Here is a 23,153-nt window from a genome sequence, read left to right as displayed (position 1 = left end):
GGGAAGTCGGAAGTGGGAAGTCGGAGGTCGGGAGGAAGGCACATAGCGATGAAGACGTCGCTATGGCACGCGAGAAGGCGCTGGGGCACGCATGGCACGTGGAGCGGGTATGGGTGAGCGTCGATGGTTGCTGGGCGTGTGCGCGGCGCTGGTGGCGCTGGTGATGGTCGCGTTCTGGCCGGCGGTGTCGGCGTTCTATGTGTCGTGGGATGACCGGCAAAACTTCGTGACCAACCCGATGTGGTGGGGGTTGAGCGGGGAGAACGTGCGGTGGATGCTCACCACGTTCCACATGGGGCACTGGCACCCGTTGACGTGGCTGAGCTTCGGGCTGCAGTACGAGCTGATCGGCGGCGACCCGGGGGCGTCGCACGCGGTGAACATCGGGCTGCACGCGCTGAACAGCGTGCTGTTCTTTCTCGTGGTGCGGCGGGTGCTGGGGATGGTGACGGAAGAGGGGGCGGGTGGCGGGCTGTCGAGGCTGGGTGTGGTTGCGGCGGGGCTGGGGGCGGCGTACTTCGCGGTGCACCCGCTGCGGGTGGAGTCGGTGGCGTGGGCGACGGAGCGGCGCGACCTGCTGAGCACGGCCCTGCTGCTGGGGTCGCTGCTGGCGTACCTGCGGGCGGTGGGTGAGGGTGAGGGTGGGAGTTCGGGTGTGCGGGATCGGCGGTGGTACTGGGCGGCGGTGGTGCTGCTGGCCCTGAGCTGCGCCAGTAAGGCGTGGGGGATGAGCTTCTTCGTGGTGCTGATGCTGCTGGACGTGTACCCCTTGCGGCGGGTGGAGGGGGTGCGCGGGTGGTTCACGCGTGCCGGGCTGCGCGTTGCGGTCGAGAAGCTGCCGTTCGCGGCGATCGGGGTGGCGACGGCGGTGGTCGCGTCAAAGGCGCAAAGCGCGGGGATGGCGACTAAGACGCTGGCGGAGTGGGGCCTTGTCGAGCGGGCGGTGCAGGCGTGCTATGGGCTGATGTTCTACCTGCGGCAGTCGGTGGCGCCGTCAGGGCACTCGCCGCTGTACGAGCTGCCGGTGAGCGTGGACCCGCTGGAGGGGCGGTACGTCGCGGGGTACGTGGTGGTGCTGGCGCTGGTGGTTGTTGGCCTGATGATGTGGCGGCGGGCCCGGGGGGTGACGGTCGGGCTGCTTATCTACCTGGTGCTGGTGAGCCCGGTGCTGGGGGTGCTGCAGAGCGGGTACCAGTTCGTGGCGGACCGGTACAGCTACCTGGCGACGATGCCGCTGGCGGTAGGGCTGGCGTGGGCGGCGGTGTGGGTCGTGCGGCGTGCGGAAGCGCGGCGCGGGGCTGAGGGGGGGTGCTTGCGTTGAAGCTGGGGTGCGCGGCGGGCGCGGTGCTGGTTGCGTCGCTGGTGGTGCTGTCACGGGCGCAGACGCGGGTTTGGCACGACAGCCGGACGCTGTGGGAGCATGCGGCGGAGGTGACACCGACGCCCATGGTGCTGTGGTTTCTGGGGCTCGAGTTGAAGGCCGAGGACCCGCAGCACGCGGCGGAACTGTTCCGGCGGGCGGCGGAGTTGAACCCTGATTACGGGAACGCGTGGTACGAGTACGGGAAGCTGGCGCACGCGGCGGGGGCGCTCTCGGAGGCGGAGGGGGCGTACACGCGGGCGGTGGAGTGCATGGAGCAGCCGTACGTGGCGCGGGTGGACCTTGGGGTGCTGTACTTCATGACGGGGCGGCGTGAGGAGGGGGTGCGCGAGCTGCGCACGGCGGTGGATGAGGTGGAGCGCGGGGGCGCGGCGGACCGGCAGGGGCGGCCGCACATGGCGCTGGGGATGGTGCTGCTGGAGATGGGACGGCGGGCGGAGGGGGTCGAGTGGATCCGGAAGGCCGCGGGGTTTGGAGATATGAAGGAGGCGGCGGAGCGGAAGCTGAGGGAGCTGGGGGAGTGAGGGTTGGGATGTCGGATGTCGAATGTGGGATGTGGGATGTTGGAGCGAAGGCGCATAGCGACGAAGACGTCGCCATGGCACGCAGGAGTTGCCATGGCACGCGGGAGTCGCCATGGTACCGGGGAGTAGGATGCGGGCATGAGTGAGCAGGGTGTGCTTGTGGGCGCGGCGTCGGGGCGGTGGGTGCTGGGGGTGTGCGCTGGCCTGGTGGCACTGGTCGTCGCGGCGTTCTGGCCGGCGTTCAACGCGCTGTATGTGTCGTGGGACGACATGCAGAACTTCGTTGACAACCAGATGTGGTGGGGCCTGAGCGGCGAGAACGTGCGGTGGATGCTGACGAATCGGCTGCTGGGGCACTACACGCCCCTGACGTGGCTGAGCTTCGGGTTGCAGTACGAGCTGTGGGGCGGGGCGCCGGGGGTGTCGCACGCGGTGAATATCGCCATGCACGCGGTGAACGCGGTGCTGTTCTTTTTCGTGTCGCGGCGGGTGCTGGGGATGCTGGGGGGGATCGGTGGTGAGGTGCGCGTGGGGGCGGGCGAGAGCGCGGGGGCGGCTCGCGAGTACTCGAAGCTGGTCACGCTGGCGGCGTGGCTGAGCGCGGCGTTCTTCGCGGTGCACCCGCTGCGGGTGGAGTCGGTGGCGTGGGTGACGGAGCGGCGGGACGTGCTGAGCACGACCTTCCTGCTGGCGGGGCTGCTGGCGTACTTCCGCGCGGTTGCGGTTGGGAGTGCGCGGGTGCGGGACTGGAAGTGGTACTGGGGGGCCGTGGTGCTGGTCTTTCTGAGCTGCGCGAGCAAGGCGTGGGGGATGAGCTTCTTCGTGGTGCTGATTGCGCTGGACATGTACCCGCTGCGGCGGGTGGCGGGGGTGCGCGGGTGGTTCACGCGGGATGGGCTGCGCGTGGTCGCGGAGAAGGTCCCGTTCATGGTGATCGGGGTGGTGACGGCGGTGGTGGCGTCGCGGGCGGTGCGGGAGGTGCTGGCCGCGAAGACGCTGGAGGATTGGAGTGTTGGCGACCGGTTCGTGCAGGCGTGCTACGGACTGATGTTCTATGTGAAGCAGACCGTGGCGCCGGCGGTGCACTCGCCGCTCTATGAGCTTCCGGCGGAGCTGAACCCGTGGGAGGGGCGGTTTCTCGCGGCGTACGTGGTGGTGGCGGCGATGGTGGCGGCGGCGGTGTGGGGGTGGGTCAGCGGGCGAGCGCGGGGCGTGGCGGTGGCGCTGTTCATCTACCTGGTGCAGGTGAGCCCGGTGCTCGGTGTGCTGCAGAGCGGGGACCAGATGGTGGCGGACCGGTACAGCTACCTGGCGACGATGCCGTTCGCGCTGATGCTGGGGTACGGCGCGGTGCAGCTGGTGCGGCGTGCGGAGCTGCGCGGCGGCGGGGAGGCGGGGCTGAAGGCGGCGCGGCTGGCGGGGTTCGTAGGGGCGTGCGTGACGGCGGGGCTGGTAGCGGCGAGCTATGCGCAGACGACGGTGTGGAAGGACTCGAAGTCGCTGTGGAGCTATGCCGCGCAGGTGACGCCGACGTACCGGGTGCTGGGGTATTACGCGGTGACGGTGCAGTCGAGCGACCCGGACCTGGCGATCGAGCTGTACAAGGGGGCGGTGGAGGCGAACCCGAAGGATGGGCGGTCGTGGTATGCGATGGCCAACCTGCTGCGCGACCGCGGGGATGTGAGGGAGGCGGAGAAGGCGTACCTCGCGGCGGCGGAGACGATGGCGCAGCCGTATGTGGCGCGGCAGAACCTGGCGATCATGTACTTCGGGCAGGGGCGGCGCGAGGAGGGAATGCGGCAGATCGAGATGGCGGTGGCGAGCGTGGAAGACCCAAGGGTGCCGATCAAGGACGGCGGGCCGTACATGGTGTACGCGCTGGCGCTGATTGATGCGGGACGCAAGGAGGAGGCGGCGGCGGTGCTGCGGAAGGCGCTCGCGTATGAGGAGGTGAGGGGGGCGGCGGGGGCGAAGCTGCGGGAGCTGGGAGAAGACTAACCACAGAGGCACAGAGGCGCAGAGGGTGCACAGAGGAGAACTTGGGATTGAGAATCAAGCGCTTGATCCGTTGACTGACAAGATCATCGGGGGAGCGATTGCTGCGCATCGGGCGCTCGGGCCGGGGCTGCTGGAGTCGGCGTATGAGCAGTGCCTTGGTCTTGAGTTGACGGCACTGTGGGCTGAGCTTTCGTCGGCAGGTTGAGCTGCTTGCTCCGATTCACGAAGCGCAGCTGCTGACATACCTCCGGCTCTCGAAGATGAGGACAGGACTTCTTCTCAACTTCCACGGCGCGACACTGAAGGAAGGGATCAAACGCATCGCCCTCGAACGGTCCAAAGGTCTTCTCTGTGCACCCTCTGCGCCTCTGTGCCTCTGTGGTGAACGTCTTTCACCCGAAGCGGCCGGTGACGTAGTCCTCGGTCTCGGGGAGGTGCGGGGTCTGGAAGACCTCGCGGGTGGGGCCGTATTCGACGAGGCGGCCGAGGTACATGAAGGCGGTGTAGGTGGAGACGCGGGCGGCCTGCTGCATGTTGTGGGTGACGATCAGCACGGTGTAGCGCGATGAGATCTCAAGGATGAGCTCCTCGATCTTGAGGGTGGCGACAGGGTCGAGTGCGGAGCAGGGCTCGTCCAGGAGCAGCACCTCGGGGTCGGCGACGATGGCGCGGGCGATGCAGAGGCGCTGCTGCTGGCCGCCGGACATGCCCAGGGCGGAGTCCTTGAGGCGGTCTTTGACCTCGTCCCAGAGGGCCGCGGCGCGGAGGGAGCGCTCGCAGGATTCTTCGAGCACGGACTTGCGGCGCTCGCCGTCGATGCGGAGGGGGTAGACCACGTTCTCGAAGATGGACATCGGGAACGGGTTGGGCTTCTGGAAGACCATGCCCAGGCGCTTGCGGAGGTCGATGACGTCGACGTGGTGGGCGTAAAGGTCGTCCTGGTTGAGGAGGATGGAGCCCTGGTAGCGGACGCCGTCGACGAGGTCGTTCAGGCGGTTGACTGAGCGGAGGAGGGTCGACTTGCCGCAGCCGGAGGGGCCGATGAGGGCCGTGACCTTGCCGGAGGGGATGCGCATGTCGACGTCGAAGAGGGCTTGCTTGGGGCCGTACCAGAGGTTGAACTTGTTCATCTCCAGGACGGTGGACTCGGCCTCAAGGGCCGGGGAGATGAACGGGGTGCTGGGCTGGCCGGCGCGGATGGCGTTGATCACGCGGTATTCGCGCTGAGGGCGGTGGTCGCCGCCGGGGCGGCTGACTTGGACGGGCTTGGTCTCGATGGTGGGCATAGGTGGGATCACACGCTGGCGTTGATGACCTTCGCCCGCAGGCGGGAACGGATGATGATTGCCGTGAGATTCAGCGCGAGCACGATCAGAATCAGCAGGAGCGTGGTGGTCCAGAGCAGCGGGGTGGAGGCCTTGGAGTCGGGGCTTTGGAAACCCAGGTCGAAGATGTGGAAGCCCAGGTGCATGAAGCTGCGCTCGGCGTGGATGAAGGGGAACTCCGAGTCGATAGGGAGCTCGGGGGCGGACTTGACGGCGCCGACCAGCATGAGCGGGGCGACCTCGCCGGCGCCCCGGGCCATGGCGAGGATGGCGCCGGTCATAATGCCCGGGAGGGCCTGGGGGAGAACGATGCGGCGGACCGTCTGCCACTTGGAGGCGCCGGCGCCGTACGAGCCCTCGCGGACCGAGCGCGGCACCGCGGCGATGGCCTCTTCCGTGGCGACGATGACGACGGGAAGAGTGAGCAGGGCGAGGGTGAGCGAGGCCCAGAGGATGCCGCGGGCGTTGAAGGTGGAGGTGGGGAGTTTTTCGCGGAAGAAGCCGCCGAAGTAGGGCGTGGTCCAGATGGCCCAGATGGCAAGGATGAGGGCCGCGAGCCAGCCCAGGCCGATGAGGGCCTGCACGCGGGTGCGGGTCCTGGGATTGGGGATGCCCTTGGCGTACACGGCGAGGGCGAGGGCGAGAGAGACGAGGACGGCGCAGGCGATGATCCCCCACCACCACGGCGTTGCGGGCGTGGGTGAGGAGGGGCCGGTGTCGATATACGCGCCGAGCGAGTACGCGAAGAAGCCAAGGCCGAAGATGCCGTAGACCACGGAGGGAACACCGGCGAGGTTGTTCACCGCGATGCGGATGAGCGAGACGAGCGGGCCCTGGCGGGCGTACTCGCGGAGGTAGAGCGCGGCCACCACGCCCAGGGGGACCACGGCGACCGCGAGCAGGATGGTGAGCGTGACGGTGCCGACGATGACGGGGAAGACGCCGCCCTCGGTGTTCTGGGCGCGGGGCTTCGCGGAGAGGAACTCCCACCAGCGTGAGAAGTAGACGCCGAGCTTGTCGGAAGTGGAGAGGGCGTTAGGCTGGACGGCGCGGACGATCTGCGAGACCTGGAGCGGGTCGTCGGGGGCGGACTGGCGCGTCGGCGCGATGTGGCCGGTAGTAGGCTCGGTGATGAGGAGGCGGGTGCGGTTGTTCTGCGTGCGCCGGGTGCTGATGTCGGACTGAGTGGCCTGGTACTGCTTCTGGAGGCTGGTGATGCGTGTGGCCGCGTCGTGCTTGATGGCGGCGAGACGCTCGGGGGTCATGGTGTTGGCGCGAGTGGGATTCTCGAGCAGGGCGAACAGGGCCGCAGCGATGGCGAGGGTGAAGAGGGCAGCGCGGGCTCCAGCGCGGAGGGACCGCTGGGTCAGGGACTGGTTGGGCGTAGAGCGGATGCGGCGGGAGGCGAATGCGGCGGCGACGGCGCCGGCGGCGAGGAGGCCGGTGGTGAGCCAGGAGAGCAGGGGCGGGCGCTGGGTGGTGTGCTCGCGGGCCTGGAGCTCGGCCTCCTTCACCTCGAGGCGGAGGTTGTTGATGTCGCGGCTGATGGCGCCGAGCTCGTGCTCGGTGCGGTGTTCGGCGTTGTGTTCAGCGGCAATGATGGCGGGCTGGAGCTCTCGCAACTTTGCGATGGTCGCATGCGGGCCTTCGGCGAGGGTGGTGCGGCTCGTTCCGTCAAGCTCGATGATGGCCTGCGGCTCGCCGAGCCAGATCCCCCAGTCGGTGCGCTCCAAGAGCAGTACGTCGGTCGGGGTGTCGGTGGTGGTGATGTCGGCCGCGTTGATCCAGCGGAAGGGCTGCTGGCCGATGTCGCGGTTACCCACGCGGTAGAGCGTGCGTTTCGCGGCCTCGTCATGGTCGGTGGGGATGCCGAGGACAACCTCGCCGCTGCTGAGCGCGAGCCGGTGCACGGGGCGGGGCCAGAAGGTCTGCGAGCCCTGGACGATGATGAGGGCGAGGATGCCCAGGATCATGACCACGGCGATAACGAGGGCGGATCCCATGACCCAGATGGCGGGCTCGCCGTGGGCGGCGGGAAGGGCGGGGCGGCGCTGGTGGTGCGCGCGGGGGCGCTCGCTGGCATTCGGGGGCGGGGATGGGGCGGTGGCGACGGACATTGCGTGTCAGAGCGCAGCGTTGCGCTTGCGGAATCGCTGGCGGACGATCTCGGCGGTGGTGTTGATGGCGAACGTGAGGACGAAGAGGACAAGGCCACAGAGGAAGAGGACGCGGTAGTGGGTGTCGCCGCGGGCGGCCTCGGGAAGCTCCACGGCGATGTTGGCGGCGAGAGTGCGGAGGCCGGAGAAGAGGTTGGCGGAGATCTCGGGGGTATTGCCGGTAGCCATGAGGACGATCATGGTCTCGCCCACGGCGCGCCCCAGGCCGATCATGATGGCGGAGAAGATGCCGCTGGCGGCGGTGGGCAGGACGACGCGCACGGCCGTCTGCCAGGGCGTGGCGCCGACGCCGAGCGAGGCCGAGCGCAGGTGGTTGGGCACGGCGCGGAGGGCGTCCTCGGAGATGGTGTAGATGATGGGGATGACGGCGAAGCCCATGATGACGCCGACGACGAGCGAGTTGCGCTGGCTGTAGGGGCCGAAGATGGAGTCGCGGGGGTCGAGCTTGAGCGTGGTGAGGAACGCGGCGATGACGATGGAGACCGCGACGCCGATGACGAGCGTGAGCGCGTAGCGGATCAGCTCGGCCATGGCGAGGGCGGGGCCGGTGGCGCCGAGGATCTTCTCGAAGCGCTCGCGCGGCACGAGGCGGCCCTGGGCGAGGAAGACGGTCACCATCACCGGCAGCAGCAGGGCGAGCAGCCAGCCGGGGAAGGGGCCGCCGATGGAGCCATCGAGCCAGCGGCGGACGCTCGGCTCGCCCGCGGGGTTTGCACCTGCGACGATGGGCTCGTCCTTCACCTTCACGACCTCGCCGTTGCGGAATGCAAGTCCATCCTGGCGGAGCTTGCGGTCGTCGCTTGGGCTCATGGTGGCGCGGGTGCCGACCCACTTCGGCCACTGGTCGCGCCGGTGCGGTTCGAACGAGCCCTGGGCGAGAAGCACGTCGGTGCGCGTGGGGGCGAAGAGCAGGGACTCGAGCGGGCGGGCGAGGGAGAGGCTGAGGCCGACGGAGGCGAGCAGGGCAACGGCGATCAGTGCCATGCGGGCACGCCGGTTGATGCGGTGGGCCCGCTCGCGGGGGACGAGCTGCCAGAGGTGGGCGAAGAGGCCCAGGAACACGGGCGTAAGGACGATTCCCAGCAGCACGTGCGGCAGCCAGCGGGCCATGAAGGGCGCGACCACCATCGCGGCGATGAAGCCGAGCACGACCGAGGGAAGCGAGGCCATGAGCTCGACCGTGGGCTTCACGGCCTTGCGGAGCTCCTTGTGCATGAACTCGCTGGTGTAGATGGCCGCGAGGACGGCGAGGGGGATTGCGATGAGCATCGCGACCACGGTCGCCTTGAGGGTGCCGAAGATGAGGGGCGTGAGGCTCATCTTGACCTGGGCGCCCTCGCCGCCGGATGAGGATTGATAGATGTACTGCGGCTCGAGCTCCCCCTCGTAAAGCACGGGGCCGAAGAGGGACTTGAGGCTGGCGTCCGCGTGGCCGGGGGTGACGAGCCAGAGCTGGCGGGCCGCGGCGGAGGCGGTGAGCAGGGCGTCGCCCTTGGGGCTGAAGGTGAGCGCGGTTCGTTCCGCCGAGTTGAACGTGGCCACGGTCTTGTGGCTCGTCATGTGGCGGATCGCGCCCTGTCCCTTCTCGTTCACGAAGGCGACAACGCGGTCATGGTTGCTGGCGGCGATGCTGGCGATGGGCGAGTCGGAAGACGTGGAGGCCTCGTCGGACTGCACCAGGCGCACGGCGTCGAAGGCGGCGCTGGTGGGGTCGCGGGCGGGGTGGTACGCGCGGATGTGGCCGCGGTCGTCGCCGACGATGAGGGTCTGGCCGCCGAGGAGCATGGTGGCGGCGGTGATCTGGGTCGCTTGCGCGGCGCTGCCGGCGTTCGGCAGGACCGTTGTGGCCTCGGCTAGCACCACGGTGTCGCCCTGCGGCGCATAGCGCTCCAGCGTGCCGTCCTTCCACAGGGCGAGGATGTGGTTGCCGTCGGCGGTGACGAAGAGGAACGCCGGCGGGCCGCGGGCGGGGGTTGCGAGGGCGAAGTCGGTAGAGGAGACCGTCTCGGTGGGCTCATCGCCGCCCAGGGGCGTGACGGTGGTCACCGTGCCGAAACTGGCGGTGCCGTCCTGCCGCACGGCCACCATGTAGCGGTCGCCGGTGCCGCTGTCGCGGAGGTCGAGGGCAACGATGGGCGGCCTGCCTGCGGCGTCGCCGTCGGCAAGCTCGGCCCGCTTGATGGTGGAGGAGAGGGTGGTGGCGCGCCACTGGCTCTCGCGGGTGCGCTCCACAAGTTTGTTGTCCGCGACGAGCGAGGCCCCCACTGCCAGGGCCTTCATGGGCTCGGTGAGCTCGTCGCCGCCGATGAGCTCGGTCTCGAGTTTGATGGAGCCAAGGTGCAGGGCGCCGTCGGCGGCGGCGAGGGCGGCGGGGCCGTGGGGAGTGAGGATGGCGGCGGTGATGGGCTGACCGCCGGTGAGGGCGATGTGGTGGAAAGGTTGAGCGTTGCCGGCGGGGTCGAGAGCGGTAGCGGTGATTGCGCCCTGCGCGTCAAGGGTGGCGACGGCCTGGTTGTACTCGCCGAGGATGGTGGCGACGGGGCGTTGCCGTCGAGGTGCCTGGAGGGTGTCGAGGTTCGCGGGGGCGAGCTGGACAACCGGGCGCGGCGTGGCGTGCCCGCCCTGGAACAGGGGCATGACCTCCCAGAAGAGGAAGACGCAGATGCCCAGCACGGCCGCGAGAACGGCGATGCCTCCGACGGTGATGCCGGCGTAGGACACGCGGTCCCAGAAGTAGACGGCGGCGGAGGTTGAGCGTTTGCGGGTGGGCAAGCGGGGGTTGGGAGCGCGGCCGTTGGGCTGGGTGTGGTTGGGTGGAGGTTGTGGGGTCGGGGGAGTTTCGCGTGACGGGGGCGGAAAGGGGGGCGGGGAGTGTCAAGAAAGCGCTAAGAAGGGCGCGGGGCGAGCCGGGAATGGCCGGGGCAGGCCTTGGAAACGGCTCGGCGCCCGGGGCATCCAGCGACGTTCGGGACGAGCCCGGAACGACAGTGACGGGTCTTTGGCGATGCGAACGTCGCTGGTGGCACAGAGCGGCTGGCTCACTTCCGTTCGGGGCTCGTAGCGAACGTCATTCGTGTGTTCGGCATCCGCCGCGATCAGAAGTCGCTTCATAGCGACGAAGACGTCGCCATGCACGCGGGAGCACGACCGTCAGAGCACGGTCGTGGCACGGGTTACTTGGGGCGGGTGCGGCCGAAGCGGAGGCCGGTGAGGGGGGCCTGGACGGGCTTGCCGGTGCGGGGGGTGAACTCGGCGGCGAGCTCGGCGGACTGGGCGTCGATCTCGTCGGTGGCGACGTCCTTGACGTTGAGGGTGAAGAAGTAGCCGGGGCCGACGCGGGAGCGGCGCATGGCGGCCTGGGCGGCGGGCTCGTCGATGTGCCAGGTGGCGAGGTCCTTCTTGTCGCGCCCGATGAGGCGGAAGGTGAAGGTGCCGGGGACGGAGAGCGGGACGGGGTGCTGGTCGGCGGAGACGTAGACGGTGATCTCGACGGTGTCGACGTAGCCGTTGGCGTCGGTGTCCAATGGGGGCGTGGCCCAGACGCCCACGCGCGAGGGCTGGATGTTGGCGGGCTGGGAGGGCATGCGGTTCTTGCTGCCGCTGTCGCAGGCGGGGAGGGCGGTCAGCAGCGCGAGGGCGCCTGCGAGAAACGGAAAGCGGAAAGCGGAGGGCGGATAGCGGAGTTGCATGCAGGAGCTTACGGCTGGGGGCGGTTCTCGTGGGAGTTGGGGCTGTTGGCGCGGTCGTTGGTGCGCGGGTGGGACTTGCCGGTGGGGATGAGGACGGAGGGGTCGCGGCGCGGCGGGTTGGTGTCCTCGCCAAGGGCGCCGGGGGAGGTGGCGGGCGCGGAGGCGGAGGTCGGCTCGCCAGTGTTGTACATCTCCTCCTCGAGCATCTCGGCTTCCTTGGCCCGCTTCTGCTTGACTTCCAGGCGGATGCGCTCGAGGTAGTCCTGGATCTTGCTGGGGTCCTCCAGGCGGTCGATCGACTGCTCGGTGACGTCGTGCACGAGGGCCTCGGCCATGCCGGCCTCGCCGGGAATAACGCGGGGGGTGAGGATCACCATCAGCTCGGTCTTGACGTTGCTGTCCTTCCTGGTGCGGAAGGGGATGCCGATGATGGGGATGTCGCCCAGGCCGGGCACGTTGGTGCGGCGCTGGTCCTCGGCGGTCTGGATGAGGCCGCCGATCACGACCGACTGACCGTCCTTGACGTTGACGATGGTGTCCACCGCGGACTTGCGGATGATGGGGGTCGAGACGTCGCTACTGATCTGCGTGACCTTTCCGGAGACCTGCGAGATCTCGGGCTGGATGGCCATGCGGACAAAGCCGTCGGAGTTGATGGTGGGCACGACGTTGAGGATGATGCCCACGTCCTGCCGCTCGACGTTGGCGAAGGAGCTGCCGGTGCTGGAGCGGTCAACACCGTTGACGACGGCGATGTTCTCGCCCACCTGGATCTTGGCGGTCTGGTTGTTGCTGACCATGACCTGAGGGTTACTCAGGACCTCGAGCTTGCCCTGCTCCTCAAGGGAGCGGATGAGGATGCCGAAGTCGGCGGAGGAAACGGAGAGGTTGGGCACGCCCAGGGCGGTGGCGACGCTGGCGCCGGCGGGGGTGGAGCCGATGCGGTAGCCCTCGCCGCCAAAGGGGCCCACCTGCACGTCCATGCCCCAAGTGTCGGTATTGTCGAGGGTGATCTCGGCGAGCAGGACCTGGATCATGACCTGCGGGGGCGAAGCGTCGAGCTCGTCGATGATCGAGAGCACGGTGTTCATGTAGCGCGGGCTGGTCGAGATGACGAGCTTGTTGGACTTCTCGTCGCCGACGACGGTGACCTCTTCCTCCAGGCGGCGGACCAGCGAGCCGCTGAGCTGCGGGCCCAGGGTGGCCCGCTGGGCGTTGCTCTCGTCGCTGAAGTAGCTCTTGAGGGTGGTCTCGATCTCCTTGGCCTTGGCGTTTCGGAGCGAGTACACGCGGCGCTCGCGCTCGTTGGCCTCGATGCTGTCGAGCTCGGTGACGAGCTTCTTGACCAGCTCGATGTAGTCGGCGGTGCCGGAGACGATGAGGGTGTTGGTGCGGGCGTCCACCGCGATAGAGAGCTGCTGCCGCTCGTCCTCGGTGACGGTCACGGCGGTGTCGCCGATGCCGATGGGGCCGCTTGGCCCGCTGGGCACGCCGCCGACGGGGGGCTGGGCGTTGGGGTCGATGGGGGCGTTGGGGTCGGTGGGCGTGGTCGGCTGCTGGCCCAGCGGCACGAGGACGAGGGAGTTGCCCTGCTGGCGGAGGTTGAAGGTGTCGCGGAGCACCTCGGCCATCTGGCGGGCGTCGGCGTTGAGCAGCTTGAAGTACTCGATCTTGCGGGCGCCCGCGGAGGAGGCCTCGATGTCCTCGATCATCTCGGTGAGGAGGGCGACGATGGGCTCGGGAGCGGTGATCCAGATGGAGTTGGTGCGCTGGTCGGCGTTGAGGGTGACCTGGTCCTTGATGGCGCCATCGATGTCGGCCTCGGTGGGCTTGTAGCCGGGGCGAGAGAGCGTGTCGACGAGCCTGTCGCGGAGGAACTGGACCTTCATCGCCTGGCGGCCCTGCGTGCCGGACAGCGGGCGGCCGGCCAGGACGCTCTGCAGCAGCCGCACGACCTCGGGGGCGCTGGCGCTCTTGAGCTCGATCCACTTGATCTGCTGGCGGGCGAGCACCTCGGCGGTATCGAGCTTGTTGACGAGGGCGCGGAGCTCGATCAGGTCCTGCTCGGTGCCCGAGAGCACCACGGCGTTGAGGCGCTCGTTGGGCGTGGCGGAGACGGCGCCCTGGCCGCGCTTGGCGACCTCCTTGTCGATGTACAGCGAGTTGAGGCTGGGGATGATCTCGGCGGCGCGGGAGCGGGTGAGCTGGATGATGTCCATGCGCTCGCCCTTGGCGATGCGGTCGGCGCCCTCGGCGAGGGCGTTCACCAGCTCCTTGACGACCTGCAGGTTCTCGTTGCTGCACGCGACGATGAGCAGGTTGCTGATGGGCTCGGGCTCGATGGAGAAGGCGTCGAGGGGGCTGGTGACGCTGCCGACGCGGGCCGCGGCCTGGATGCGGTCGCGCATGAGGCGGTCGATGCGCGGAGCGAGCTGGCGGACGTCGCCAGCGGTCACGGGCACCACGTGCAGGCCAACGGAGAAGTTGGTCTGCTCGGTGTCAAGGGTCTTGAGCAGGCCCTCGAGGATGGCGAAGGTTTTGTTGCTGCTGCTGGCGATCAGCGAGTTGGTGCGGGCGTCGGCGGAGACGATGAGGCGGTCCTCCGGCCGCTGGTCGGGGGAGGATTCGCGCTGGCGGAAGATGTCGCGGACGACGCCCAGGACGCGCTCGGTGGCCGCGTGCTTGAGGGGGTAGACGCGGACGGTGTTGGCGGCGGACGCGGCCTCGACGTCGAGCATGCCGACGAGCTGCCGGACGATCTGGTTGTTGGCGGGGCTGCCGACCACGATGAGGATGTTGAGCGTCTCGTCGGCGGTGATGGAGAGGCCGTTGAGGGGGGCGAAGAGGTCGGCCTGCACCCAGTCGGCGGCCGCGACCTGCGGAGCGAGCGCGGGCTGGCCGTTGGGCTGGGCATTGGGCTGAGCAGGGGCGTGTGCCGCGGCCTGCTTCTCCGCGAGCATGCGGAGGCGGCCCCACTGCTTCTGCATGCCGACCGCCTCGGGCGTGGCGGCGAGGCCGCGGACGAGGATGTTGTTGAGGTTGCGGGCCATGGTGGCCGCGTCGGCGTGCTGGAGGGGGATGATGAGGGGCTCGATCCACTTGCTGGCGCGGTCACTGTCGAGGTCCTTGACGAGCACCTCGACGAGGGCGACGGCCTCTTCACGCCCGGCGACGACCATGGCGTTGGTGCGCTCGTCCACGCTCACGGCGATCTCGCCGGCGAGTGCCTGGCCGGTAGTCGTCGGCGGCAGGCCCTGGCGGCGGGTGCCGGGGAGTCGGCGGAGCGCCTCGCCCTGGGCGAAGAGCTGGTCTATCACGGCCTTGACGCGGGGGGCGCTGGCGTTCTCGAGCATGAAGATGCGGACGAGCACGGCGTCGCCGACGGGCAGCGTGTCGAGCAGCTTGACGGCCTCGCGCATGGCGTCGAGGTTGGCCTGCGTGGAGGCGATGATGAGGGCGTTGCTGTCCACATCGGGGATGATGCGGATGGGCTTGCTGAGGTCGATAGTGGCGGGGTTAGGGTTGACGCCGTTCTTGGTGAGGGCGAGGCGGCGGACCTGCTCGGCGAGGGCGCGGGCGGGGCCGGTCTGGCCCTGCTGCGAAGCCGGGTCGGTGGGCTTGAGCATCGCGGAGAGCGTGTCGGCCAGCGGCTTGGCGGAGGCCATCTTGAGCGGGATGACGGCGAGCTGCTGCTGGGCATCGACGGGCTCGGCGTCGAGGGCGCGGACGAGGGACTCGACGGCGCGGGCGTCGGCGGGGCTGGCGAGCACGGCGAGGGCGCGCCGGCTGCTGAGTGGGACGATGGTGACCTGCTCGGAGACGAGGCCGCGTTGATCGGGGTTCTGGGGCTTGGTGAGGCCCATGTCGTCAAGAACCTTCTTGAGGTCCGCGGGGGCGTTGTTGTTGATGTCGATGATGGTGAAGGCGGCGGAGAGGGGGGAGGCGTCGGGCTTGGCGGGGTCCGCGGCGGGGAGGTTGGCGGCGTCGAGCTCGGCGATAACGCGCTTGATCTCTTCGAGCAGGCGCGGCGAGCAGGCGATGACGAGCGAGTTGCTGGTGCGGTCAACCTCGACGGCGAGGGTCTCGCCCTGGCTCTTGGCGGTCTCGGTGAAGGTGGCGAGCAGGGTGGTGCGGAGGCGGCCCGCGGCGACGTTCTTGAGGGCGACGACGTGGGGGACGACGCGCCCGATCTGGCCCTGCTGCTCGAGAGTCTCAGCAAGGGCCTTGATCTGGGCGAACTTCTCGTCGTCGGCGCGGACGATGAGGGCGCCGGAGGTGTCATCGCCGATCACGATGACGGACTTGGGTCCCTGCGAGCGCTGGTTGGGCTGCTTGTTGAGGTAGAGCTCGCGGATGTTGGAGGCGATGGCCGAGGGCTTGCCGCTCTTGAGCGGGATGATCCGCGGCAGGGGCATGCTCTCGAACCCGGCGGTGTCGAGCTGCTTGACGATGGTCTGGATGCGCTCGAGGTCGGGCTTGCTGGCGAAGACGATGACGGCGTTGGTCATCGGCTCGGCGGAGACGGTGGGCAGGCCCTCGGCGGTGATGAGCAGGGCGGGCTCGTTGAACTGCGGGCGCTGGTTGTTGTTGCCCTGGTTGCGCTGGTTCTGCTGGGCGCGGGCCTGGGCCTGGCGGAGCTGCTCTTCGAGCGGCGCGCGGAGGCCGTCGTTGAGGGCTCGCGCGACGCTGGCCGCGTCGGCGTGCTCCAGCGGGATCACCGCGAGCTGGCGGGCGGTGTCGTAGTCCTTGGTGTCGAACTTCTCGATGAGGGCGCGGATGCCGGGCCACTGGTCCTTATCGGCGCGGATGACCAGCGAGTTGGAGACGGGGTCGGAGATGATGGTCACACTGCGGGCGCCCGGCGTGGAGGCCTCGGGCGCGGAGCGGCCGTAGAAGTTCTTGAGCGCGGTCGCCGCGCCCTCGGCCTTGGCGAACTGGAGCTTGATGAACTCGGTGGAGCGCTCCTCGCCGGCGGGCTGGTCGAGCTCGCGGACGATCTTCTCGATCTCCTCGACCTGGTCGGCGGGCGCGTAGACGGTGACGGTGTTGTCCTGGCGGGAGTAGTCGATGGAGGCGTCGCCGTCGGTGGGGTTCTTGGGCCTTGCCTCGAGCATCTTCTCGACGGTCCATGCGACGTCGGTCGCGTCGGCGTTGGCGATGCGGAAGCGGCGGAAGGTGAGGCCGGTGCGGACGGGCTGAGTGTCGAGCTTCTTGATCTCCTCCATCACGATGGCGATGGCTTCCTTGCTGCCGGTGAGGAGCAGGGAGTTGCTGCGGTTGACGGGGGTGATGATGACCTTGACGTGCGGGGGCAGTGCGCGGGTGAGCGAGCCGGCCACCTCGCTGGCGCGGGCGGTGGTGAGCGCCACCGTCTCGATGTTGGTCTCGTCGCCCTTGGGCGCGGCGTCGAGCTGCTGCAGCAGGGCGACGACGTTGTCGTAGATCGCTGCCGGTGCAGAAATGATCAGGGAGTTGGTGGAGGGCTGGGGCGTGATAATGACCTGCTCGTCGGCACGCTGGGCGCGGGCGAACATGGAGCGAAGAGCATCAGCGGTGTCGCGGGCGATGCCGTTCTTGAGGACGAAGACCTCGATGCGGCGGTCCTTGCCGCCGTCGGGCTGGTCGATCTGCGCGACCATGTCCTTGAAAGTGCGGATGTCCTCGTCGGGGCCGCTGGCGATAAGAACGTTGCCGTCCTGGCTACCCACGATGCTGACGGAGGGCTCGACGCCCTGGTTGCGGGCGCGGTCGGCGAAGAACTGCTTCAGCGATTGGCTCACCCGCGCGGCCTGAGCGTGGTTGAGCGTGATGGACTCGATCTTGTGTCCGCCGGTCTCGGGGCCGGTGTCGAGCTCCTTGACGTAAGCCAGGGCCTGCTCGACGCGCTCCTGCTTGCCGAGGAGGATGAGGGCGCGGCGGGACTTGTCGACCTCGACGGTGATGGCCGCGGGGTCCTGGCCACGCCACATGGACCAGTTGGGTGTTGCGAATGCCTTCTGGAGGACGGTGCGGAGGGCCTGCACGTCGGCTGACTTGACCACCACGCTGCGCATGACGGTGGCGGCGCGCTGCTCGGGCGGCGTGTCGAGGGTGGCGATCACGCGCTCGGCCTGCGCGATCGCGTCGCCGCGCCCGACAAGGACGATGCCGTTGGTGGCTTCGTTGGTCTGGACGTAGAGAGCGCGGTCCTGGTCGCCGCCGCGCCCGGAGACGGCCGACTCCCAGCGCATCTCGTCGACGACGTTCTTGATGAGCGTGGAGACGTCGCTCACGCGGGCGTGCTTCAGCGGGACGACCTTGAACTGAAAGTCCTGCGCGGGGCTGGGGGTGTCAAAGGTCTGCACGAGGGACTGCACGGTGGCGAAGTCCTCGTCGCTGGCGGAGACGATGAGCGTGCCGGTGCGCTTGTCACCCACGACGGCCACGCGGTTGGGGGCGCGGACGCCGGGGCGGGAGGAGACCTGGGCGCGGTCCTGGAAAAACTTCTGCAAGGCCTGGGCGACGGTGGCGGCGTCGGCCCGCTCGAGCTTGATGGACTTGACTGGCAGGCCGCTGGTCTCGGCGGTATCGAGCTGGGCGACGATGGACTTGACGGCGGCGACGTCGTCCTTGGGGGCGCGGACGACGAGCAGGCTGCTGCCGTCCTGGGCGGAGATGCGGATGCGGTCGCGCTTGGCGGGGTCACGCCCGACGACGACCTCGTCCACAATGCGCTGCACGGTCGAGGCGGAGGCCTGCTGGAGCGTGATGATGGCGAGCTCGAGGCCCTCCTGGTCCTGCGAGGCGTCGGCGGTCTCGAGGAGGCGCAGCACGTCCTGGTGCTGGGGGCTGCTGGCGGTGACGAGGATGGAGTTGGTGCGGTCGTCGGCGACGAAGCGGGCCTGCGGGAGGTCCTGCGCGCCGGGGCCCTGGCGCTGGGCGTCGAAGAGCTGCTGGAGCGTCTGGCTGAGCTGCGTGGCGCGGGCGTTCTTGAGCTCGTAACGGCGGATGGCGAGGCGGTCCTTCACCGGGCTCTGGTCGAGGGTCTCGATGAGGGAATCGATGAGCGTGAAGGCCTCCTGCGGCGCGGCCACGATGACCGAGGTGCCGCCGGGGTCGGGGGTCATGCGGATCGAGTCGGGGTTGATGCGGCTCGTGACGGGGCCGCTTGCACCCGGGACGGTGATGTCGAGGGCGCGGATGCGCTGGGCCTGGCGCGAGCTGGGGTTCGCTGAAAAGAGGTCGCGGAGGCTGGTGATGGCTTTCTGCGGCGAGGTGTTGGTAAGGGGGTAGACCTTGACAGTGGTGGCGGACGCGGCGGTGTTGCCGGCGAGGGTGGCGACCAGCTTGCCGACCGTGGCGAAGTCCGTGTCGTTGCAGAGGACGATGAGGGCGGCGCCGGCGGGGTCGGGCAGGATGTTGACGGGGCCGCTGAAGCCGCCGGGGTTGGTGAGCGAGAGGCGGCCGATCTGCTGCGTGGTGGTGCGGAGGAGATTCGCGAGGGCGTCGAGGTCGGTGGTGGTTGGGAGTGAGATGACGTGGACGCCGGTGGGCTCGGCGGGCATCTGCTGCTGGAGCTGGGCCGCGAGGGTGGCGAGGCGGTCGGTCAGGCGCGGCGAGCCGACGAGCATGATGGAGTTGCTCGCTTTGTCGACGGCGATGGTGATGCCGGTGTCTTCGTCCTCCGGCTGCGCCGGGGCGGCGGAGGCAGGCTTGTCGGGTGTAGCGGCGGTGGGAGTTGTGGCGGGGGTTTCGGGTTGCGCGCCGATGGTGGTGGCGAGAATGGCGAACCAGGCTGCGTTGGGCGCGCCGGCAGGAGCCGCCGCGGAGCGGCGGGGTACCCATGTGCTTGAATTACTCAGTCCTTGACTTCGGGACCCCCGATCGGCGGGGTCGGCGTGGGTGGACTTTTTTCCGTTGCCGTTCTGCTTGAGGAGCTCTTCGGCGGAGATGACCTCGACCTTGACGCCCGCGCCCTGCTGCTCGAGCATGCGCTTGAGGGTGGTGGCGAGGAGCTCGGCGTCGACGCGGGACCTGTCGACGCTGACCATGCGCATCTGGCGGGAGCCGTTCACGGCCGCGGCGTCGAGCTTTTTGGTGAGCTCGTCGACCTGGGCCATCTGCGCGGGGGTGGCGCGGACGATCAGCGAGTTGGACTGCGTGTCGACGCGGATGGTGGGCGCGGGGTCCTTGCTGGTCTCCTCCGCGAAGACGGCCTGGAGGTTCTGCGCGAGGGTGGCGGCGTCGGAGTTCTGGAGCGTGATGACGCGGACGCCGCGTTCGCCGGCGCGCTGGGCGGGGTCGATGTCGAGCTCGGCGACGACCTGCTCGGCGACCTCGATCACGTTGCGGGGGCCGCTGACGATGAGCGAGTTGAGCGCGGGCTCTGCGATGACGCGGACCTGCGGGCCGTCGGTGGCGCCGCGGGCGATCGCCTGCATGCGGGCCCACTCGGGGAGCTTGTCGAGGGCGGACTCCTTGCGGAGGACGCTCTCGAGCACGGGGGCGAGGGATTCGGCGCGGGCGTTCCTGAGGGTGATGGTCTTGACGCCGACGCCGTCCTTGTCGGCGGTGGTGTCCATCTCCTCGATGAGCTTGGCGGCCTTCTCCAGCTGCGCGGACGTGCCGACGATGACGAGCGTGTTGCTCACGGCCTCGGGGGTGACGGACACCGCGGGCTCGCCGGGCACGGCCTGTGCCTGGATGGCGGAGGCGACGGCGGGGCCGACGGTGGTGGAAACGCCCTTGCCCAGGCGGAAGACGCGGACCTCAACGGCGGTGGCCGCGGCCTGCTGGTCGAGGGCCTTGACGAGGCCGTCGGCGATGGCGATCACGTTGCGCGGGGCGTTGACGATGAGCGTGTTGGAGGGTGCGTCGCCGGTGACCTCGACGACGCGGGTGCTGGTGTTGACGAGGGCGGGGTCGAGCTCGCGGGCCTTCTGCGTGAGGATGCGCTCGACGAGGGGCTGGAGGCGCTCGCTGCGGGCCTTCTCCAGGGCGTAGAGCTTCATCTCCGTCGCGGGGAGGGCGGGAGCGGCGTCGAGGGTCTTGAGGGTCTCCTCGAGCTTTTCGAAAATCGCTGGGGGCCCGCTGACGATGAGCGTGCGGGTGGAGTTCTCGGTGGAAACCGCGACCGGCGCGTTGAGCGGGCCGTTTGTCGAGAACGAGCCGGAGACCGCGAGGTTGCGGATGGTCGTGGCGACGGAGTTGAGGTCGGCGCGCTCGACCTTGTAGGTGCGGAGCGTGACGCTCTCGCCGAGCTTCTGCTGGTCGAGGCTGCGGACCAGGGCCTCGAAGCCGGCGAGGCGCTTGGCGGGTGCGTCCACGATGAGCGCATTGGTGCCGATGTCGGCGCGGACGGTGACTTCCTTTGGCGGTTGGAGGTCGGGTCGCGGGGCGCGGGTGCGGGGGTCGAGGGGCACCGGCGGCTGCGGGTACATCTGGTCGATCGTGCGGGCGAGCTCGTCGGCGCGGGCGACCTTGAGCGGGAAGATGCGGATCTCCCGCCCGGCGTCGTCGGTCACCTGCTCGTTGAGCTTGGCGATGACGGATTCGATCTCGGGCATCACCTCGTCGGCGGCGTTGACGATCAGGGTGTTGGTGCCGGGGTCGGCCTGGATGGTGACCGGCTTCTTGGTGCGTTCTTCGATGGGGCGCTGGTCGAAGGAGGTCTGCAGCATGGACGCCAGGTTGGCGGCGTCGGTGCTGCGGAGGCGCAGGATGCGCATGGGGGGGCGGTCGGCGGAGTGGCGGGCGTCGAGGCCGCGGACGAGGGACTCGATGACCGCGAACTGCGCGGGCTGGGCGGCGACCATGATGGAGTTGGTGGCGTCCACGGTCTCGAAGACGGGCTCGGGCCCGCCCTTGATCATCATGGACTCGCTGGACTTAACCATGCCGCGGAGGAAGTCGGTGACTTCGGAGGCCTTGGCGAGCTTGAGCTCGATGAGGCGGACCTCGCGGGCGGGGCCGGCCTGCTTCTGGAGCTCATCGAGGATGCGGGTGAAGCGGGCCATACCCTCGGCGTCGGCGATCACCATGAGTGAGTTGGCCTGCTCGTTGACGGTGACGTCGATGGGCTGGGCGTTGGGCAGGCTCGCGGCCTGGGCCTGGTAGATGGCGAGGGCCTTGTCCTTGACCTGCGCGGCCTTCTCGGTCGCGACGGGCACAATGCGGAGGGAGCGCTCGAGGGGCGTCTGCGAATCCAGCTGCTGGATGAGGCCGGCGAGGGCTTCGAACTGCTGCGGCTGGGCGCGGACGATCAGCGTGCTGATGTCGTCGGCGGGCTCGAAGGTGGGCTCGACGTAGGCGGCGCCGTCGGTGGGCGTGAGCAGGGGGCGGGAGAGGCGCGCGACCTTGGCCGAGAGCACCGAGGGGATGGCGCGGGTAAGGGTGAAGCGGCGGACTTCCTGGTCGACAGCGGCGGATTGCTCGGCCGTGGTCAGCAGCTGCTGGAAGGTGGTGAGGGCGCCCTTGGTGCCGATCAGCGTGATGGTACGGGAGTCGGCGTCAAGGGCGGTGGTCACCGCGTCCTTCTCGGCGCGGCCCGTCTGCTGGTAGAGCGTGGTGGCCTTAGCGAGCACGCCCGCGGGGTCGCCCTTGGCGACGCGGACCATGCGCACGTCCTTGTCGGCGTCGGGGGCGACGTCGAGGGCGCGGACGAGGGACTCGAGCCAGGTGACGTCCTGGTCCATGCCCGAGATGACGATGCTGCGGGAGTCGGGCGCGGAGGCGAACTTCACCGTCTGCATTTGCTTCTGGGTGAGCAGGCGGGTGAGCAGGCCCTCGATGGTCGCGGGCGCGGCGAACTTCAGGCTGATCGTCGCGGCGCGGTGGAAGGGCACGCCGGGGCGGGTCATGCCGGGGTTCTGCGGGTCTGGGATGACGCCGCTGTCGAGCTCGGACAGCAGCACCGAGGCCCGCGAGACGTGGTCGCGCGACCCCACCACCGTCACCTTGTTCGCACCGCTCAGCGGCAGCACGATGGGCTTCTGCTTGGGATCGACCGTGGCGTAGAGGGCGTTGAGCTGCTTCGCCGCCTCCTCGGGCGTGACGGCGCTCAGCGTGAAGGTCGTCATCTGCGACTCGACGCCGCCGGCGACGGGGTTGCCGGGGACGTCGAGCAGCTTGATGAGCTCCTCGACGGTGCGGATGCGGGCGGCGGGGCCCACCGCGATGATCGAGTTGGTGCGCGGGTCGCCCACCAGGCTGAGGCCCTGCACGGCGAGGTCCTGCACGACGCGCTGCTGGCCGTCCTTGTCCACGATGACGGTCTTGGTACGCTCGCCGACCAGACCCTTGAGGGCGGAAAGCACGCCGTCGGCCTGGGCGTGGGCGAGGGGGAAGAGGCGGAAGGCGGAGTCGACGGGCTTGACGGCGTCGATGGCGGAAATGACCTCGCGGATGCGGCGGACCTGGGCCGCGTTCTCCACGACGATCACCATGTTCTGCGCGGGCACGGCCACCACGCCGCCGAACTGGCTGAGCATGGACTTGATCTGCTCGGCGACGAGGTCGGCCTTGGCGTTCTCCAGCGGGATGGGCGCGGTGATGATCTGGTCGGGCTTGATGTTGGGCAGGTTGCCGGGGTTGACGACGACGTTGGGCTTCTTGACCGAGTCCTTGAGGGTCGCGAGGTAGAGGTACTGGCCCTCGTGGCGGAGGTGCACCTCGAAGCGCATGAGGTTGAGGTTGAAGATGGAGAGGGCGTCGTCGAAGCTGTACGTGGCGGAGCTGACGAACGTGATAGTGCCCTGGGGCGGCGGGGCCTCGAAGATGATGGGGACGCCGGACTCGCGCGCGAAGAAGTCCAGCACCTGATCGATCGGCGCGTCCTTGAAGTTGAAGCGCAGGGCGTCCTTGGGCTTCTCGGCGGGTGTCGCGGGGCCGATGCGGGCGGGATGACTGTTGGCGGCGGGCTGGGCGGGCTGCTGCGGCGCGTTCTGCGCGTGCGCGAGCGAGAGCGGCAGGCCGGCGACGGCGAGGATCGAGGCCGCGAGGAGCAGCTTTGGCGGTGCGCCGTGCGTGCGAGTTGAGGATCGTGCTGGGGTCCGGGGCATCTCCACCCTCCACCTTCGCGA

At 69.2% G+C, this 23,153-nt stretch carries 8 protein-coding genes; 3 read left to right on the top strand and 5 right to left on the bottom strand.

What is annotated here, in order from left to right; translation table 11 throughout:
- Positions 1 to 109: 109 nt before the first annotated feature.
- The 3 genes from VD997_00740 to VD997_00730 all read left to right on the top strand — a co-directional run bounded on the left by VD997_00740 (position 110) and on the right by VD997_00730 (position 3,903).
- Positions 110 to 1,321 (top strand): hypothetical protein, encoded by a 1,212-nt coding sequence (locus VD997_00740; GenBank protein HYE60495.1) that lies wholly within the window; start codon positions 110 to 112, stop codon positions 1,319 to 1,321.
- A complete protein-coding gene (locus VD997_00735; GenBank protein ID HYE60494.1) occupies positions 1,309 to 1,905 on the top strand; it encodes a tetratricopeptide repeat protein in 597 nt (198 codons plus the stop codon). Before VD997_00740 ends, VD997_00735 begins: the two co-directional genes overlap by 13 nt.
- Positions 1,906 to 2,043: 138 nt before the next feature.
- On the top strand, positions 2,044 to 3,903 hold the full coding sequence (locus VD997_00730) for a tetratricopeptide repeat protein (GenBank protein ID HYE60493.1): 1,860 nt from the start codon (positions 2,044 to 2,046) through the stop codon (positions 3,901 to 3,903).
- A 392-nt stretch (positions 3,904 to 4,295) separates the two neighbouring features.
- On the opposite strand, the gene pstB is transcribed toward VD997_00730, so the two are convergent.
- The 5 genes from pstB to VD997_00705 all read right to left on the bottom strand — a co-directional run bounded on the left by pstB (position 4,296) and on the right by VD997_00705 (position 23,132).
- The gene (gene pstB, locus VD997_00725) at positions 4,296 to 5,189 is read right to left on the bottom strand and encodes a phosphate ABC transporter ATP-binding protein PstB (GenBank protein HYE60492.1); all 894 of its coding nucleotides are present in this window, start codon (positions 5,187 to 5,189) and stop codon (positions 4,296 to 4,298) included.
- Between the two features lie 8 nt (positions 5,190 to 5,197).
- Complete coding sequence (locus tag VD997_00720) at positions 5,198 to 7,345, bottom strand: ABC transporter permease subunit (protein HYE60491.1); 2,148 nt, start codon at positions 7,343 to 7,345, stop codon at positions 5,198 to 5,200.
- A gap of 6 nt (positions 7,346 to 7,351) precedes the next feature.
- Positions 7,352 to 10,177 (bottom strand): ABC transporter permease subunit, encoded by a 2,826-nt coding sequence (locus VD997_00715; GenBank protein ID HYE60490.1) that lies wholly within the window; start codon positions 10,175 to 10,177, stop codon positions 7,352 to 7,354.
- A gap of 401 nt (positions 10,178 to 10,578) precedes the next feature.
- Positions 10,579 to 11,094, bottom strand: coding sequence for a hypothetical protein (locus VD997_00710; GenBank protein ID HYE60489.1), 516 nt, complete (start codon positions 11,092 to 11,094; stop codon positions 10,579 to 10,581).
- Positions 11,095 to 11,102: 8 nt separating this feature from the next.
- Positions 11,103 to 23,132 carry a secretin N-terminal domain-containing protein gene (locus tag VD997_00705; GenBank protein ID HYE60488.1) on the bottom strand — a complete coding sequence of 4,010 codons (12,030 nt, stop codon included), beginning with the start codon at positions 23,130 to 23,132 and terminating at the stop codon, positions 11,103 to 11,105.
- Positions 23,133 to 23,153: the final 21 nt, after the last annotated feature.

The sequence above is a fragment of the Phycisphaerales bacterium genome (genome assembly GCA_035627955.1).
Taxonomy (GTDB): Bacteria; Planctomycetota; Phycisphaerae; order Phycisphaerales; family UBA1924; genus JAEYTB01.
This window is presented reverse-complemented; position numbering and strand designations above follow the sequence as displayed.